12 protein-coding genes and 1 pseudogene are annotated in these 17,048 nt (G+C 41.7%); 4 read left to right on the top strand and 9 right to left on the bottom strand.

The window, feature by feature from the left end:
- Positions 1 to 185 precede the first annotated feature (185 nt).
- A complete protein-coding gene (locus tag IEV36_RS07855; RefSeq protein WP_004776098.1) occupies positions 186 to 1,073 on the top strand; it encodes an SDR family NAD(P)-dependent oxidoreductase in 888 nt (295 codons plus the stop codon).
- A gap of 46 nt (positions 1,074 to 1,119) precedes the next feature.
- On the opposite strand, the gene IEV36_RS07860 is transcribed toward IEV36_RS07855, so the two are convergent.
- Positions 1,120 to 2,001, bottom strand: a complete 882-nt coding sequence (locus IEV36_RS07860; protein WP_005260034.1) for a hypothetical protein — start codon at positions 1,999 to 2,001, stop codon at positions 1,120 to 1,122.
- A gap of 63 nt (positions 2,002 to 2,064) precedes the next feature.
- The gene (locus IEV36_RS07865) at positions 2,065 to 3,612 is read right to left on the bottom strand and encodes an esterase-like activity of phytase family protein (protein WP_032863991.1); all 1,548 of its coding nucleotides are present in this window, start codon (positions 3,610 to 3,612) and stop codon (positions 2,065 to 2,067) included.
- Positions 3,613 to 4,167: 555 nt separating this feature from the next.
- On the opposite strand from IEV36_RS07865, the gene IEV36_RS07870 reads away from it, so the two are divergent.
- Complete coding sequence (locus tag IEV36_RS07870) at positions 4,168 to 5,460, top strand: MFS transporter (RefSeq protein WP_005260039.1); 1,293 nt, start codon at positions 4,168 to 4,170, stop codon at positions 5,458 to 5,460.
- A 70-nt stretch (positions 5,461 to 5,530) separates the two neighbouring features.
- Here the strand turns inward: IEV36_RS07870 and IEV36_RS07875 are convergent.
- A pseudogene (locus IEV36_RS07875) lies at positions 5,531 to 6,291 on the bottom strand (HD domain-containing protein).
- Between the two features lie 404 nt (positions 6,292 to 6,695).
- Between IEV36_RS07875 and IEV36_RS07880 the strand changes: the two are divergent.
- Positions 6,696 to 8,003 carry a CitMHS family transporter gene (locus IEV36_RS07880; protein ID WP_005260043.1) on the top strand — a complete coding sequence of 436 codons (1,308 nt, stop codon included), beginning with the start codon at positions 6,696 to 6,698 and terminating at the stop codon, positions 8,001 to 8,003.
- A gap of 89 nt (positions 8,004 to 8,092) precedes the next feature.
- Here the strand turns inward: IEV36_RS07880 and IEV36_RS07885 are convergent, their stop codons facing one another.
- Positions 8,093 to 8,977 carry a LysR family transcriptional regulator gene (locus IEV36_RS07885; RefSeq protein WP_005260045.1) on the bottom strand — a complete coding sequence of 295 codons (885 nt, stop codon included), beginning with the start codon at positions 8,975 to 8,977 and terminating at the stop codon, positions 8,093 to 8,095.
- Positions 8,978 to 9,083: 106 nt separating this feature from the next.
- Here IEV36_RS07885 and IEV36_RS07890 point away from each other — a divergent pair, with 106 nt between their 5' ends.
- Positions 9,084 to 9,839: an SDR family oxidoreductase gene (locus IEV36_RS07890; RefSeq protein ID WP_004776112.1), complete on the top strand. Its 756-nt coding sequence runs from the start codon at positions 9,084 to 9,086 to the stop codon at positions 9,837 to 9,839.
- Between the two features lie 46 nt (positions 9,840 to 9,885).
- Here the strand turns inward: IEV36_RS07890 and IEV36_RS07895 are convergent, their stop codons facing one another.
- The 5 genes from IEV36_RS07895 to IEV36_RS07915 form a co-directional block, all read right to left on the bottom strand.
- Positions 9,886 to 10,203, bottom strand: a complete 318-nt coding sequence (locus tag IEV36_RS07895; protein ID WP_005260047.1) for an AzlD domain-containing protein — start codon at positions 10,201 to 10,203, stop codon at positions 9,886 to 9,888.
- The gene (locus tag IEV36_RS07900) at positions 10,200 to 10,913 is read right to left on the bottom strand and encodes an AzlC family ABC transporter permease (RefSeq protein ID WP_005260051.1); all 714 of its coding nucleotides are present in this window, start codon (positions 10,911 to 10,913) and stop codon (positions 10,200 to 10,202) included. The genes IEV36_RS07895 and IEV36_RS07900 overlap by 4 nt, the downstream gene beginning before the upstream one ends.
- Positions 10,914 to 10,990: 77 nt before the next feature.
- On the bottom strand, positions 10,991 to 11,821 hold the full coding sequence (locus IEV36_RS07905) for an AraC family transcriptional regulator (protein WP_004776118.1): 831 nt from the start codon (positions 11,819 to 11,821) through the stop codon (positions 10,991 to 10,993).
- Between the two features lie 229 nt (positions 11,822 to 12,050).
- The gene (locus IEV36_RS07910; RefSeq protein ID WP_005260053.1) at positions 12,051 to 14,240 is read right to left on the bottom strand and encodes a SulP family inorganic anion transporter; all 2,190 of its coding nucleotides are present in this window, start codon (positions 14,238 to 14,240) and stop codon (positions 12,051 to 12,053) included.
- 274 nt (positions 14,241 to 14,514) lie between these two features.
- On the bottom strand, positions 14,515 to 16,860 hold the full coding sequence (locus tag IEV36_RS07915) for a Tex family protein (RefSeq protein ID WP_005260062.1): 2,346 nt from the start codon (positions 16,858 to 16,860) through the stop codon (positions 14,515 to 14,517).
- Between the last annotated feature and the right edge of the window lie 188 nt (positions 16,861 to 17,048).

Genomic DNA, 17,048 nt, shown 5'->3' on the forward strand with positions numbered 1-17,048 from the left:
TTTTCAACTAATACAAGACTTTGTTTTAGAGTTTTTACTCTAAAAAATCTATTATTTTTCAGATATTTACACTAGACAAACCAAAAAGATCGGTTAATATTAGACCAAAATAAATTGCAGTGTTAAGCGATATAGGACAGCATTGCACACAACAGCATTATTCGTGATGAATGTAGGATACTTACATGAATGCAAAACTCAAAAAACTTTTTCAGCAAAAAGTCGACGGTAAAACAATCATTGTCACTGGTGCATCAAGTGGTATTGGTTTAACGGTTTCAAAATATCTTGCGCAAGCAGGTGCCCACGTCTTATTGCTCGCTCGCACCAAGGAGAAGTTAGATGAGGTAAAAGCAGAAATCGAAGCTGAAGGTGGGAAAGCCTCTGTTTTTCCATGTGATCTCAATGAGATGGAATCAATTGATGCAGTTTCAAAAGAAATTTTGGCTGCGGTCGATCATATTGATATTCTTGTAAATAATGCTGGCCGTTCAATCCGTCGTGCTGTGCATGAATCGGTTGATCGTTTCCATGACTTCGAACGTACCATGCAGTTAAATTACTTCGGTGCAGTTCGTCTGGTTCTCAATATCTTGCCACATATGATGCAACGCAAAGATGGTCAGATCATTAATATCAGCTCGATTGGTGTGCTTGCCAATGCCACTCGCTTCTCGGCCTATGTTGCATCAAAAGCAGCTTTGGATGCATTTAGCCGTTGTTTATCTGCTGAAGTGCATTCACATAAAATTGCAATTACCTCTATTTATATGCCTTTGGTACGCACACCAATGATTGCGCCAACCAAGATTTATAAATATGTGCCTACGCTTTCACCAGAAGAAGCTGCTGACCTGATTGCTTATGCCATCGTAAAACGTCCGAAGAAAATCGCAACCAACTTAGGTCGCCTTGCTTCGATTACTTATGCGATTGCACCAGATGTCAACAATATTCTTATGTCGATTGGCTATAACCTGTTCCCGAGCTCTACCGCTTCTGTCGGCAAACAAGAAAAACTCAATCTGGTTCAACGTGCTTATGCCCGCTTGTTCCCAGGTGAACACTGGTAATCTCGTCAAATAAAAGACCTCCCTGATAGGGAGGTTTTTTTATGTGTTATTGGCAGAAACCTGACTGATAATCATAGACAAATTGTGTTTTTGTCGCAGTTGAACTCGATGCATTAAATTGTGTCAGTGTCTTTAAAGCAGCAAAACTTAAAGCTGCACGCGACACGACTTTTTTGGTGTAATTGCCATTGGCATCTGCATACTTAAATGAAACTTCTGCCATAGCAGGCTTTAATCCACTATAAGGCATCTGCGTATACCATAAGCTGAGTTCAATATCCGCATCGAACTCTCCCAAATCAATACTCGGACCCGCATACTTACGTTCATAAATGGTTAGACCACTCACCACCTGTAAGGCCTGAGTATTACTAAAACTATAATTATTTTTAAAACCTGTAAATAAGGTATTCATATCTTCAAAGTCATTCAACGTCCGTGTGGTTGAAACAGTTGTCGACTTACTTGCAGCCACTAAAAAGCCAAGATTATCCTTACGGGTAATATCATCTTCAAACTTGGTTTTTGCACCTGCCACACTACTGCTCAGATCTTCAAAGTCAGTAATATAATGATCATAGCCGCGGTATTTCAATGTGACTTCTTTGGCACCATTTTCAATCCGCTCTCTCAGGCTATACCCCATACTATTCAAAGGACAACTTCCCTGTGTATCATAAAACCGGATTTCACGCTGCGCATCCAGCCCCATAGTGCCTGTCACTGTACGGCTAATCTTGTTTTCGATCACCGTTTTTGCCTGAGTAAAATAGCGATTTACATCACTTGCTTCCGTTCCATAATTAAAGTTATTTGGATCTAATAATAATTTGTATTCACGACTTGTAACTTTAGGCACTGCATGGGTAATACAAGGCAAAATCATCGTGACAACCAAAATACCAAGCATTTTTTGTTTATGTTTCATGTTGTTATGACCTGCAAAAATACGATAAAAAAGCCCCAAAGCGTTGCATCTTGGGGCTGCAAGTTATGGGTTAAAAAGATTCAGCTTATCGATGACATATAAAGTGGATGCATCAATTCGTGTTCGTGCCTGATCGAGGTATTTTGCTTCCAGACCTTTACTGTTTTTCCATAATCCCATGTCATCATCATTCACAACACCTAAATGGTGCTGGTCAATCAGCCATAAACCTTCCATTTTGTCATGTGCATAGCTCACCCGTTTTGCCATATCCAGCACCAGTGTTTTGCTTACAGGCTGGATATTTAAAGCCTGAAGTTTGTCCCAACCTTGTGCCAAAACATATTGTTCCAGCGTTTTGCCTGCAATGGTTAAACCAAGTTTCGGGTCTTGCTGAATATCGCCTTGGGCAGTGATGCTTTCCAGATTAGTTGCATTACGTAAATCAATACGATAAACGTGCTTCATGATATTTGGTTCATCCTTTAAGAATGCGCCATCTCGCTCAAGCACTAAAAATTCATGTTCATTGATCGCCACAATCGCAGAGTTCGAGTTGGCCTCGATCTCTTGACGATACAGATATTGTCCAACTTTTCCTGTTTCCAGATTAATGGTCACGATACGTGTCAGTGTCGATTTATTTACAGCTTTGGTTGGCAAGTCCATTGTGGACTGCATGATACCCACCAAAGTTTTCTGATCTGGGGTAATGGTTAAACCTTCCATGCCTCGGTTGGCACGGCGATAGCTAAATTCTTGCGGTAAAGTAAACACATTGCGCGTATCGTTCGGAAATGGATTAATCCGTCCGATTTCCTTGCCATTGGCATCATAATGCACGATATGTGGACCATATTCATCACTGACCCAGAATGTACCATCTTTTAAAGCGGCAAGCCCTTCACTATCCAGACCATAATCATCTAACCTGATCGGATTGCTAACAGGATCATAAGATTTGTCTGGGTTTACCGTAATCACACGGCCATTGATGTCATATGGTGTTTCACCTGTTCCACCAAGTGCCGCAGTATTCGGTAAGCCACTAATATTTTTACCATTACGATCTTTCAATAAAATGGTTTTCACCAACTTCACTGAAGCATCGTCCTGTACCTCGAACAGGCCGATTTTAGGCACATAATCTGGAAGTGGGAAAATCTTGCCTACCCCATGTACACCATCATCGTAATCTGCATTTGGCCCACGATCTGTCAAGGCATAGAACTGCTTTTTGTTACTTGGATGTGCAGCTACATCTGAGCCAAAGCCACCTTGACGAATGGAAAATGGACTATCAATGGTCGTACCATTAGCCTTATATTGACCTAGTATCTGATAAGGCAGAACACGGCCTTGTGCAAATAAATTGGGGCCACACTGTACCGAACTTTGCTGCACTTCATCAGCATCTAATTGGCCATTTCGATTTTTATCTAACCCACTTTCAAAACGGGTTCCCCCACTCCAGCAATCATCATTGCCCAAGGCCAATGGACTTTGCTTGACCAAGCTATTCAAGCCATCTTGTCCATTATCTCCATCAAAACAAGCTGTTATTAGTGTTAGCGATGTCAAAAGCATCAAAGTTAACGATGTTTTTTTCATTGTTTTTCAATATCATTATCAAAGGTGGCTTTATGCTAAAAAGCAAAAATGACAGACTGATGAAAAAACACCCAATAAAAAGAACGATTAAGCGTGTGTATAAACTAAAACTTATCCACAGCTTCGCTGATTTAATCACCAGCCCTAACGATTCGGCCTGTTTATAACCTAATTAGAGGATATCCATTTTTAATGTATTGACCAAAATTCAGCCTCCACATAGCCATTCAATTAATTTCAAAGAAATAGTGCAATGCCATGCACCAAAATAGTTCTTTTACATTCCATTTACATAAATTAAATGAGAGTCCTAAAAATATTATCCCTGTGTAGCACTCAATTATTTGCTTTTTAAAAGATTAAAACCTATACATTGACCATTCTGACATCCTATATCTGTCAATGATTTAGCTCAAAATCACGCATATTCTCTGTATATAAAAATGTATTCATAAAAAGCATACAAAATAGTGTCATTTTCATGCTTCTTTAGCGGTATATAACATTCTGTAAAGATTCAGTTACAGAATCTTGCTTGGTTGAAAAGGAACGTATATGAGTCAGGTATATAGCAAGGAAGAAAAAAGAAGTCGCATCAAAGGTATTGTCGGTGCGGCATCAGGGAACTTGGTTGAATGGTTTGATTTCTATATTTATGCCGTCTTTGCTGCTTATTTTACGCATGCATTAACTGCGCCAGATATGGAGCCAACCACGAAAGCGATTTATGTCTGGGGTGTATTTGCTGCTAGCTTCTTTATGCGTCCAATTGGTAGCTGGTTATTTGGACGTATCGCTGACCGTAGCGGTCGTAAACAGTCCATGGTGATTTCTATCTGCCTGATGGCGTTGAGTTCATTCCTCTTTGCAGCATTACCAACGTATGATCAAGTCGGTATGTGGGCACCCTTCTTGCTCCTGATGGTTCGCTTATTGCAGGGTCTTTCTGTCGGTGGTGAATATGGTGCGGTAGCCACCTACATGAGTGAGCTGGGGTTAAAAGGACAACGTGGTTTCTTTGCTTCGTTTCAATACGTCACACTCTCAGGCGGTCAGTTACTCGCAAGCTTACTCGGGGTTATCTTGCTTGGCTTTATGACTGAACAGCAATTGAATGATGGCGGCTGGCGTATCCCATTCGTGATTGGTGGTATTGCTGCGATCTTGTCTTTACTGGCGCGTAGTCGTTTAGAAGAAACCTTATCGCATGAAGATGCGGAACGTGAGGAATCAGGTAGTTTAGTTGCCTTACTTAAACAGCACTGGAAAACCTTCCTGCTGGTAGTGGGTTATACCTCTGCGGGTTCATTAACCTTCTATGTTGTTACTGTTTATTCTAAAACTTATCTGACCAACATTGGTATGGATGGCAAAACCGTTGGTTTCATTATGACCACGGCTCTGTTTGTCTTCATGTTGGCGCAACCTTTGTTTGGTATGCTTTCAGACCGAATTGGCCGTCGTGCTTCCATGCTGGCTTTCAGTTTACTCAGCGCAATCTTTATCTATCCAGTGATGGTGACAGGTATGCGAAGCTTTGTTGATTCGCCTGTCATTATTACCTTATTGCTGATTTTCTTGATGATGCTGCTCAGCTTCTACACCTCGATCAGTGGTTTGGTGAAAGCAGAAATGTTCCCTCCACATGTTCGTGCCTTAGGCGTTGGCTTCTCTTATGCAGTGGGTAATGCCTTGTTTGGTGGTTCAGCACCTTCGGTTGCATTACTCTTTAAAGATGCAGGCATTGAAAATATCTTCTTTATTTATGTGATTATCATGCTGACAATCTGCTTCTTCTGTAGTTGGGCATTACCGAAGAAACCAGAATATCTGGAACATGACCACTAAATAAATTCGAGTCGAAATACTGAAAAAACCACTTTTGTTTAAGCAAGAGTGGTTTTTTTATTTTGGCTTATTACACGTAAGGATTTAAATTCACCAACTGTTTAAAACCGCTCTGTACAATCATTGCAGTACGAGATTGAGGCCGTTTATGTGCTTCTTGTTGCGTAAATTCAATCATGATCCGATTAAAATCGAGACGAGGATATTTTTGCTGCAATCGCTGTCTAAACTGTTTTGAAAACTCAAAGCCACGGCTTCCAATCACATCACAACTAGCAGCTTGTTGTAATAAATGAGCCTCAACACCTTCCTCAAGACCGACATATGGATTCATATGCATACTGATCACATCAAAAAGCTGATCAGCGCGCTCCTCTTCCCAACCTTGTTGAATTGACCAGTCTTTTGCAGCATAAGCACCTTGTCCAGCAAAACAACGACAATCCGCATGATGCCGATCATGTTGTGCCGTCATCCCCAGATCATGTAACAGGCAGGAGACAGCTAACAGTTCATGATCACATGGGTGTTGGTGTATTTTGGCAAAGGCACTGGCATAGCACCATGTTCGAAGACAATGATTCTGTAAGGCCTCAGTACTACAAGATTGCATTTGGTCTAAGGCATGTAGCACATCTGCGCTATCAGGTAATGTGAGATCCGCGATACTCAGCTCATGCTGTTTATCCACCTTGTCATGATGTGCTAAGGCATAGCTTTTAATTGTTTGTTGAATAACAGGAATAAGCTATGACTGAGTAACGCCAAACGGTCTCTTAAAGCTAAATCACCTGAAGTCCGTGTCATCCATATTTGTCGGCCAATTTGCATTGCATTTCTCAAATTAGAGTAATTACTCTAATTTTAAAGCAAAGAATTCATAATGTCAAAATCTTTAACTTGCTTTGATTCAGATGTTCTAAAAAAATAGGTCGTTATTAAAAAAATAATCCTCAACTTCATCACAAAGAACTCGACTATATCTCCTGATTATACGAATAAGAAAATGCTGATAACTTATCCACTTTTCAGATATTTTTGCGAATCAATTTAAGTCCATTTTTGCAATAAATTAAACAAATTGTTCATTTATCCACCTTTTCGTGTAGTTTTTCTTCTTAAATTTAAGCTTATTTTAAGATTTTATGCATAATGGACGGCGCTTTATTTTTTATTTTTGGTGTACTTTTAACACTTTTTTTATGGCAAGAGGTTACGGCTTAAGGGAGTAAATAATGCTTACGCTGATAGGTATTCTAATTATTGTAACGATTGTCGCGTTACTCATGTCTGGCAAAACCAGCCCGATCGTCGCAATGTCGATTGTTCCACTTATTGGGGCTTTAATTGCTGGTTTTTCTATTAGCGAGATTTCTGGTTTCTTTGAAGCAGGGCTATTAAAAGTCAGCAAAGTGGCCACTATGTTTTTATTTGCCATTTTGTTTTTCAGTATTTTAAAAGAGTTACATGTCTTTGATCCAATGATCCGGAACATGGTACGCATGACCCGCGGCAATGTGGTGATTGTTGCGGTGATGACCACCCTGATTGCTGCCGTTGTCCATCTGGATGGTTCTGGCGCAGCAACTTTTCTCATTATTATTCCCGCTTTACTTCCGCTCTACCGCAAACTGGGTATGAGTCCTTATCTGATGCTTCTTTTGATGGCTGGCAGTATGGGGGTCATGAATATGGTGCCGTGGGGTGGCCCGCTAGGCCGTGCTTCTGCGGTGACGGGTATTGAAGCCGCTGAACTCTGGCGTAGCCTGATTCCTGTTCAGGTCATCGGGGTCGTCGGTATGATGGGCTTTGCGGTATTGATGGGTTTACGTGAAAAGAAACGTATTCTGGCAGCGCAAGCGTTAGGGACCACACCTTTTGAGCAAGACTGCATGGCAGCTGACATGGCTGAAGATGTACAAGAAGAAGTAAAACCTAAGAAATTCTGGTTTAACATCGGCTTGGTTGTTGTTGCAGTGATCTGTCTGGCTTTTGGTCTGTTCTCAGCGCCCTATGTCTTTATGATTGCATTATCACTGGTATTACTGGTGAACTTCCCGAAACCAAGAGAACAAATGGCGGTGATTAGCCGTCATGCGCCTCAGGCATTAAGCATGGTTGCAATCATTTTTGCTGCAGGTGCTTTCTTGGGAATTCTCTCAGAATCAGGCATGTTGAAGTCCATCGCACTGGATCTGATTCATATTTTACCAAGTACTTGGGTCGGTAGCTTACATATTCTGGTCGGTATATTGGGTGTTCCAATGGACCTGTTTACCAGCACCGATGCTTACTACTTTGCCCTCTTGCCAATTGTTCAAGAAGTGACGGCAACGGCTGGTGTAACTGCTGATTCAGTGGTTTATGCCATGGCAATTGGCAATAACGCAGGAACGTTTGTTAGTCCATTCTCACCAGCAACATGGCTTGCGATGGGTCTTGCAGGTACAGATATGGGACGCCACTTACGCTATTCATTTGGCTGGATCTGGCTATTTAGCTTCTTTATCTTAGGCGTTGGGTTCTTATTCGGCCTCTATTAATCCTTGCCAAAATAAAAAAGCATACTTCGGTATGCTTTTTTATTGCCTGAATATTTGAGATTTATTCAGATAAAAGTTGAGGTGATTGCCTAAAGCTGACTTTTTAATAATTCATCCAGCCATTCAATAAAATCCTGAAAATATTTAGGGCGATACTGACGATCCGTCAACAAAATATTCACTGGTAATTGCAAACTTGGGACTTCGATAAATAAGCGCTGTAATCGTCCTTGTTGTACATATGGTGCAGCATCAAATTCGGGAATCTGGATAATACCAATCCCTGCTAAGCCTGCCTGAATATAGGCTTCGGTATTTTCAATCAATAAACGATATGGCATTTTTATTCGCTGATCCCGAAATACCAATTCACTCCATTCCCGATAATGTTTCGCTACATGATAGTCCACAGCGTAATGCTGCTGGAGTTCCTCAAAGCTCTTCGGCTCACCAAATTCGGATAGATAATTCGGTGCCGCTAGCGTCCAGATGTGGGTCTGTGTGATGGGTCGAATCAGTAGATATTCATCCTGCACCGGCCCAACCCGCACCACACAATCGAGTTGCTGCTCAATCAGATTGGAAAAATCATCACTGCTATTGACCAACACTTTGACTTTGGGATAACGCTGATAAAAATGTAGTACGTGAGGAATCAATACCTGTGTCGCCAACCGTTTGGGTAAGCCAATACTGATCTTGCCTTCTGCACTACGCACATGAGTTTTAAACCGATTGAGCTCTTTTAATTGCGTCACCAGACGCATCGCTTCCTCATAAAACAGACTCCCCTCATGCGTTAAAGATACTTTGCGCGTAGTGCGATAGAACAATAGCACTTCATATTCTTTTTCAAGTGCTTGTATTGCGTAGGTCACATTAGAACGTGGCAACCCCAGTTGCAATGCAGCCTGTGCAAAAGATTGCTTCTCTGCCACTAAACAAAAGATTTTTAAGCGGTCAATCTTATCCATTTTATTATTCAACTTTGTTGCACAATCAGTTCAATCCTAACAACTATTTCAAATAAAAAAATTCAATTAGCATAATTTTCATACAAGACAAGACGAGGATAAATCAATGTCAAAGCATGCTCTAAAAGGAAAAACCGTATTGATTACGGGCGGTGCCAAAAACTTAGGTGGCTTAATTTCACGTAAATTTGCTGAACAAGGTGCAAACTTACTCATTCATTATAATAGTGCGGCAACGCAAGCGGATGCAGAAGAAACCTTAAAGGCCGTGCAAGCGTTCGGGGCAAAAGCAATTTTGGTGCAAGCAGATTTATCCGATATCCAGAATATTGAAGCACTCTTTGTCAAAGCCAAAGCAGAATTTGGTGGCGTTGATATTGCCATCAATACCGTTGGGCGTGTCCTGAAAAAAGCATATCTGGACACCACGGAACAAGAGTTTGACGGGATGAATGATATTAACAATAAAATTGCTTATTTCTTCATTCAATCCGCAGGTCGTCATCTCAATCCGCACGGAAAAATCTGTACTATTGTGACCAGTTTACTTGCTGCCTATACGGGCCTTTATTCAACTTATGAAGGCTTAAAAGCACCAGTAGAACACTACACCCGAGCTGCATCGAAAGAGTTTGGCGAGCGTGGCATTTCGGTGACTGCGGTTGCACCTGGCCCAATGGATACGCCATTTTTCTATGGTCAGGAAGCACCAGAAGCCGTGGCTTATCATAAGTCTGCATCAGCCTTAGGTGGACTGACCCAAATTGAAGATATTGAACCTCTAGTTCGCTTTCTGGTGACAGATGGCTGGTGGATTACAGGCCAAACCATTTTCGCAAATGGCGGTTATACCACTCGCTAACTCCAGAAATGAAACGCTTGGGCATTTTATTTAACAGCCCAAGCGTTTAATGCAACCAAAATACCAACCCGTAAAAACAGGCCAGACTCAAGATAATTGTCAGCAAGGTATGCTTCACCTTGTAGGCAATTCCAATGGTAAGCAGTGTCGCCAGAAAATAGGGATTGAGTAAGGTGCTACGAAAAGCGCCATGCTCATCCATAAACACAATCGGCGTTGCAATCGCAGTCAATAAACACGGCGCAGAATACTGTAAAGACTGTTGGAACCATTTCGGTAAACGTAATGGAATATTCGGCTCCAGCAGAATATAACGATTCATGAATACGACGATTGCCAGAATAATCAGAAGAAACCAACTCATGCCGTACGCTCCCGCAGATTCTGTAAGCAGGTTGCGGTCAACATGCCAATCACACCAGCCAAGATCGCTGCACTTTTAATGCCCAGACTCAAGAAAACGACGGTCAGAATCACGGACACCAACACACCGACCAGCGTATTCAGGTTCTTAATAAATGGAATCACGATGGCAATAAAGGTGGCAACAATAGAGAAATCTAAATGATATTGATCCAGATTGGGCACCGAAGCTGCCAACAATACACCGCACAGGCTGAACAAGACCCAGCATAGATAAAAACAACTGCCTGCACCCAGCAAGTAATAAATATAGTGCTGCTGTTTTTTAATGCTGACTGCAAAGAGTTCATCGGTCAGTAAAAAGCCCAACATTAAACGATGCTTTAAAGGCTGTCTGGAAATATCTTCACGGAGATAGAGTGCATATAGATAATGCTGGGTCGTGATTAAAAAGACAGAGATGATGATCGTTAAAGCAGGTGTCCCTGCCATCACCAAACCTAAAGTCATTAATTGCGCTGCACCAGCAAAGACCAGCGCCGACATCCCCACCGCCTGTAAGGTGGTTAGCCCAGCCTGAATTGCCATAGAACCTGCAAGTAAACCCCACGGTAACACGGCAAAACATAACGGCAATATTTTGACGACGCCATTTAAAAATGCCCGCGTTACGGTCATGGGTGTGTCATCAGTTACGCTGTCAGTTAACATCAAAATCACAATCGTTGATCAAAGACAATGTGACTATGCCAAAACTTGATTCAGGAGAATTGTATAAAATTGCTGTTTTATTTGAGATAGGCAATATAACCGCCGGGGGTAATACCAAAGGTCTGACGGAAATGACGACTAAAATGACTTTGATCAGAGAAACCACATTGCTGTGAAACTTCAGATAGATTTAGTCCTTGTCTTAACAATCTTTGCGACTTCTGCAAACGCGCCTGTACCAACCATGCATGCGGTGACAATCCGACATGCTTTTTAAATTGTCTCAAGAAATGCCACTGGCTGAGATTGGCCATTTCTGCCAGCTCAGCCAAAGAAAACTCTTGCTCAGGCATACTTGCCATCAGTTCTTTAATATTGAGGATTCGTTGTTTGGCATTGCTCAAGTCGGTCACATGCGGTTTGACCTGACTGTATTTGGACACCAGCCATGCAATCGTAGACAAGAATAAGGTCTGTTTTAATAAGGTATTATTCGGCTGTTCCAGTAAATCAAATAATATGCGGAATTGTTGAGCCAAACCTTCATCATGCAGGACAGCTTCACGAAACCACGGCGCAGTACCATGAACAGTGGTCAGATCTCGAGTAAGTTCATTAAACACTTCAGGCGTTGGATAAATCGCACGATAACGCCAACCCGTATCTACAGCTGAAGATCCAGTATGCACTTCATCGGCATTGACCAGAATAATATCGCCCTGTGGTGCTACATGATTACCGCCTGTACGATAAAAGCGTTGTGCGCCCTCTTCAATCACACCAATACAAAATCCTTCATGAACATGTCGTGAAAACTCCTGCTGATAGTAACTTGCTTTCAGCATTTCCAGACCACCCAGTTCTTCTAGGTGTAAGTAATCAACTTGTTCCCGAGGTCTACGCGACATCACGACCTCCTTTGAATTTTTTGCATCATGTCAGGTTAGCGCGATTGAATGAAATTTATAGAATAAAATTGCTGTTTATTCGAGCTATTCTACGCCTAAGATAGAACTACGTAAGACTTTATTCTCCTTTTCACTCGATAAAATTCCAATTCAAGAGACAAAAAATAGATCTATCACAGCGCAAATAAAAAAAGCGCCTCAGAATAGGCGCTTTTTTTGGCTTTAAAGATCAACTATCCAGAAACTCGACATGCCCTGTTTTAACATCATAAATTGCCCCGACAATTGCAATCTCACCTCGCTCCAGCATCTCTCTCAATACTGGACTATGGGTAATGATGTATTGAATATTGTAGTGGACATTCATTGCCGTTACCTGATTGATAAAGGCCTTACTCAAATCACGTGGCTGCATGATGTCATAGACACTGTCGACCGAATGCATCAGTGGCCCCAATACATACTGGATATGCGGCATCTCTGGGACATCGGCCACCTGTTTATGCTGCAAACGTAATTGGCAGGCACTGGTGACAGCACCACAATCGGTATGGCCCAAAACCAGAATCACCTTTGAACCTTTGGCCTGACAGGCAAACTCAAGCGAACCCAGTACTTTTTGCCCAGCAATATTCCCAGCAATTCTTAAACTGAATAAATCACCAATCCCGACATCGAAAATCATCTCGGTCGGGGCACGCGAGTCCATACAGCCCAGTACCGCTGCAATCGGGTGCTGTCCTTCATCCGCAGTCACTCGGATCTGGCGATAAATATCCCGTTGCAGACGTTCATTTTTCACAAAACGTTCATTTCCCTCTTTGAGTAATGTAATGACTTCTTGCGGGCTTAATTTACGTTGCAGTTCTCGGGTACTGATATAAATATCCAATGCTGCTTCATCGACATCCTGATAATGTTGCTTAAATCCGATGAGCTTGAGATCGATCTGACGTTTACTGGCAGTTTCATTCTGATAGTCCTGAATCACTTGATAAATATCAGGATCAATCGAATCACACTGGGTTGCATCAATAATTAACTGTTGATGTTTATGCACATGTTCCAAGGCTGAAATCAATGCAGAACGGTTCAAAAAGGTCACTTGTGAAGGCAATTCAATACGGGTCACGATGCCATGCAAATGCTTTTCTTTATAAACCCGTACGCCTTTATTAAAATTACCATAGAGAATGAAGCCGCTACTGGTCAGCAAACCGATTACGATACCAGTCAACAAATCTGTCAGTAAAATTGCAACCAGCGTAATAATAAAAGGTAAGAACTGTTTCCAGCCTTTCTGATATAACTGCTTAAATAATTTTGGATGAGTAAGCTTAAAACCCGTCAAAATCAAAATAGCAGCCAGCGCAGATAGTGGAATCATGTTCATCAATGGCACAAAGAACAAGACTGCCAATAACAAAAGTATCCCATGAATGATGGTAGAACATTTACTGCGTGCACCTGTATTGGCATTGACCGAGCTGCGTACAATTACTGATGTCACAGGCATTCCACCAATCAAACCCGACACAATATTGCCCGCCCCTTGTGCCCACAACTCACGATTGGGGGGAGACGATCTTTTTTGTGAATCCAGTTTATCGGCTGCTTCCAGATTCAATAATGTTTCTAATGAAGCTACGATAGCCAACGTGACCGCACCAGTGTAAATCAATGGCTCGGCCAGATAAGCAAAGTCAGGGAAAACCAGCACCTCTTGAGGCGCCTCTAAGATATTAGGCAATTGGATCAGGTTATCGGTTTGTACCGCCCACGGCGAACCAATATGAATTAAAATAAAATTTAAACCCGCAGCCAGTACAACGGCTATCAAGGCAGATGGTAGAGCCAGTTTTTTCAATGGACTGCTATCCCAAGCCAAAATCAGAAATAAGCTCAGCAGGCCAATTAAGGCAGCGCCCAGATCAAAATGCTGAACCAAGGCACTCGGTGTACTGGTCCACAACATATCCCAAGAAAAGTTGGATAAACCGAATAAATAAGGCAATTGAGTCACTATCAGAATTGCGCCAATTGCAGCCAGTAATCCCAAGATCACATTATTGGGAATAAAATTCGCAAAGAAGCCCAATTTAAAGAGCCCAAATAAAATCTGTAAAATCCCAGCAAAGACGATACACAATAAAAAAGCGGCATAATTGCCGCCTAATTGATCCAGTTGTACCAGAATGACCGCAGTCAGTCCTGCTGCCGGGCCCGAAACGCTGATGTGAGAGCCACTCAGCAGCCCAACAATAATGCCGCCAACAATTCCAGCAATAATGCCTGAAATAATGGGCGCTCCCGAGGCTAAAGCAATACCTAGACATAAAGGCAAGGCCACGAGAAAAACGACAACGCCGGAGAGGAGGTCATTTAAATGGAATCTATTTTTCAGTGTTAAACTTGTCATGAGGCAACCATTTATAATAAAAAATAATTAATTTTTACTGCCTGAAAGTGTTTTCCCTACTTTAAGGCTTGCATGATATTGTCCGACAAAGTGCAAGTTTTAAAGTTTGGTTACGTTATAACGTTGTATATTTATTTATCGATTTAAACCTATTTTTGTTGATCTTAAGATTCGCCTCATCTTAGATTTCAACAGGCTTTAAATCTACAGTGCATTAAATGAATCACAGCAATAAAAAAACCTCCCGAAGGAGGTTTTTTTAGAAGCTATAAATTTATTTAGAACCTTTAATCCCAGCTTGTAATAACAATGCACCTAAACCACCAATTTTTTGCTCTTGAGGTTTATCAGATTTCGGCTTGTTATGTTGTGGGCGCTTAAAGTCACCTTCTTTGCGTGGTGGACGTTGACCCTGTGGCTTACGCTCAGTACGCTCTTGCGGAGCACGTTGTGGACGCGCTGCTTTCGCTGGCGCAGAACCTTCTGCACGCATACTTAAGTTGACACGATTACGTTCTACGTCAACCTGCATCACACGTACTTGTACGATTTGACCTGGTTTGACCACTTTATGTGGATCAGATACAAATTCATTAGCAAGTTCAGAGATATGGACTAAACCATCTTGGTGTACACCCACATCAACAAAGGCACCGAAGTTGGTCACATTGGTTACCACACCTTCAAGCTGCATGCCTTCAGTCAGTTGAGCAACCTCAGTAATGTCTTCACGGAACTTCGCAGTACGGAACTCTGGACGTGGGTCACGGCCTGGTTTTTCCAATTCAGCTAAAACGTCCTGAATAGTCGGCAAACCAAATTTGTCATCGACAAACTCATCTGCCTTCACTTGGCGAATGATTTCAGTGTTACCAATAATATCTTTTACCGTAGTTGCTTTTGCCGCAACAATTTTTTCCACCAAGCCATAACTTTCAGGGTGAACAGCAGATGCATCCAATGGCTCTGAACCATTTTGAACACGTAAGAAACCTGCTGATTGTTCAAAAGTACGTTCGCCTAAACGTGGTACTTTTTTCAATGCCTGACGGTTATCAAATCGACCGTTTTCTTTACGGTATTCCACGATTTGCTGAGCAATCGATTTATTCAGACCTGCAATATAAGCAAGAATTGCAGGCGAAGCCGTATTCACATCTACACCAACAGCGTTCACACAGTCTTCAACCACTGCATCCAGTGTTTTTGCCAAACCAGTCTGATTCACGTCATGTTGATATTGACCTACACCAATTGATTTTGGATCAATTTTAACGAGTTCAGCCAATGGATCTTGCAAACGGCGTGCAATTGAAACTGCACCACGAATCGACACATCAAGTTCTGGAAGTTCTTGTGAAGCCAGCTCACTTGCAGAATAAACTGATGCACCCGCTTCACTTACGGTAATACGCGTCAATTTCAAATCAGCATTGGCCGCCATCATTTCTGCAACCAAAGCTTCGGTTTCACGACTTGCAGTTCCGTTACCAATTGCAATAAGTTCCACGTGGAACTCTCGGCATAAACGCGCAAGTTCTGCAAGCGAACCTTCTTTATCTTCTTTTGGTGCAAATGGGTAAATCGTACTATGCGCCAGTACATCCCCTGCATCACTCACGACAGCAAGTTTCACGCCAGTACGGATACCAGGATCCACACCTAAAGTCGTGCGGCTGCCTGCAGGTGCAGAAAGCAATAAATGACGTAAGTTTTCAGCAAAGACATCCATCGCTTCAGCTTCAGCAGCTAAACGCTTATCTGTTAATAATGAATGTTCAATTTGCGGACGGATTTTACCCAACCAGAATAATTTAGCGGTTTGCTTTAAATAATCCTGACGGCTTTGTGGTTGAAGCTGCTCAAGATTATATTCTGTCTCAATACGTGCCAATGGTGCATCATCTTCACCATCCACTTTCAAGCCCAGTACATTTTCCTGACGGCCACGTAACATCGCCAATAAACGATGTGAAGGCACTTTATTGAGATTTTCTGAAAATTCAAAATAATCACGGAATTTCTTGCCCACTTCTTTTTTCTCATCAGAAGCGACTGCACTTTTCAATACTGCAGTTTTAGCAAAAGTTTGTTTTAATTCAGTGGTTAAGGCAATATTTTGTGCCCAGTCGTCAATCAGGATATGCTGGATTGCATCTAGCTGACTTTCAGTATCTGGATAGTCTTCATGACTAAAACCAGCCAAAGCTTCAGCAGGATCAATTTGATCTGCAAGAATTTTTTCAGCAATTGGCCCTAAACCAGCTTCTTTTGCTTTAAATGATTTGCTGGTGCGTTTTGGACGATAAGGTGCATAAATTTCTTCTAATGCATTTTTCGTTTCAGCCGCATTTACACGTGCTAATAAATCATCGCTTAATTTATCTTGTTCTTGTAAAGATTGAATTACCTTCTCACGACGCTCGTATAAATCACGTAAATAAGTTAAACGTGTATCGAGTTGACGTAATTGCGTATCGTCTAAGCCTTGCGTGACTTCTTTACGGTAACGTGCAATAAAAGGAACGCTAGCACCTTCATCAATTAAACGAATAGCAGCTTCTACTTGGTTTGGACGTACGGCAAGTTCATTTGCCAACTGCTGAACTAAGTCAGTCATCGTGATTGATTCCACAAGGGTTAAGTCTAAAAGCAATGATTATAAAGTTCATGGCTATAAAATCCACCATTGTTTTTTTGAATATTGTGTTTTCGCTGTGTATAAATTTTAAACATAGCGCTTTATTTGGTCATTATGCTCAGGGTTTTTCATAAAATCTGCCCTCTTATCTTTTATGCAAATCGCCG

The organism is Acinetobacter vivianii (genome assembly GCF_014635885.1).
Lineage (GTDB): Bacteria > Pseudomonadota > Gammaproteobacteria > Pseudomonadales > Moraxellaceae > Acinetobacter > Acinetobacter vivianii.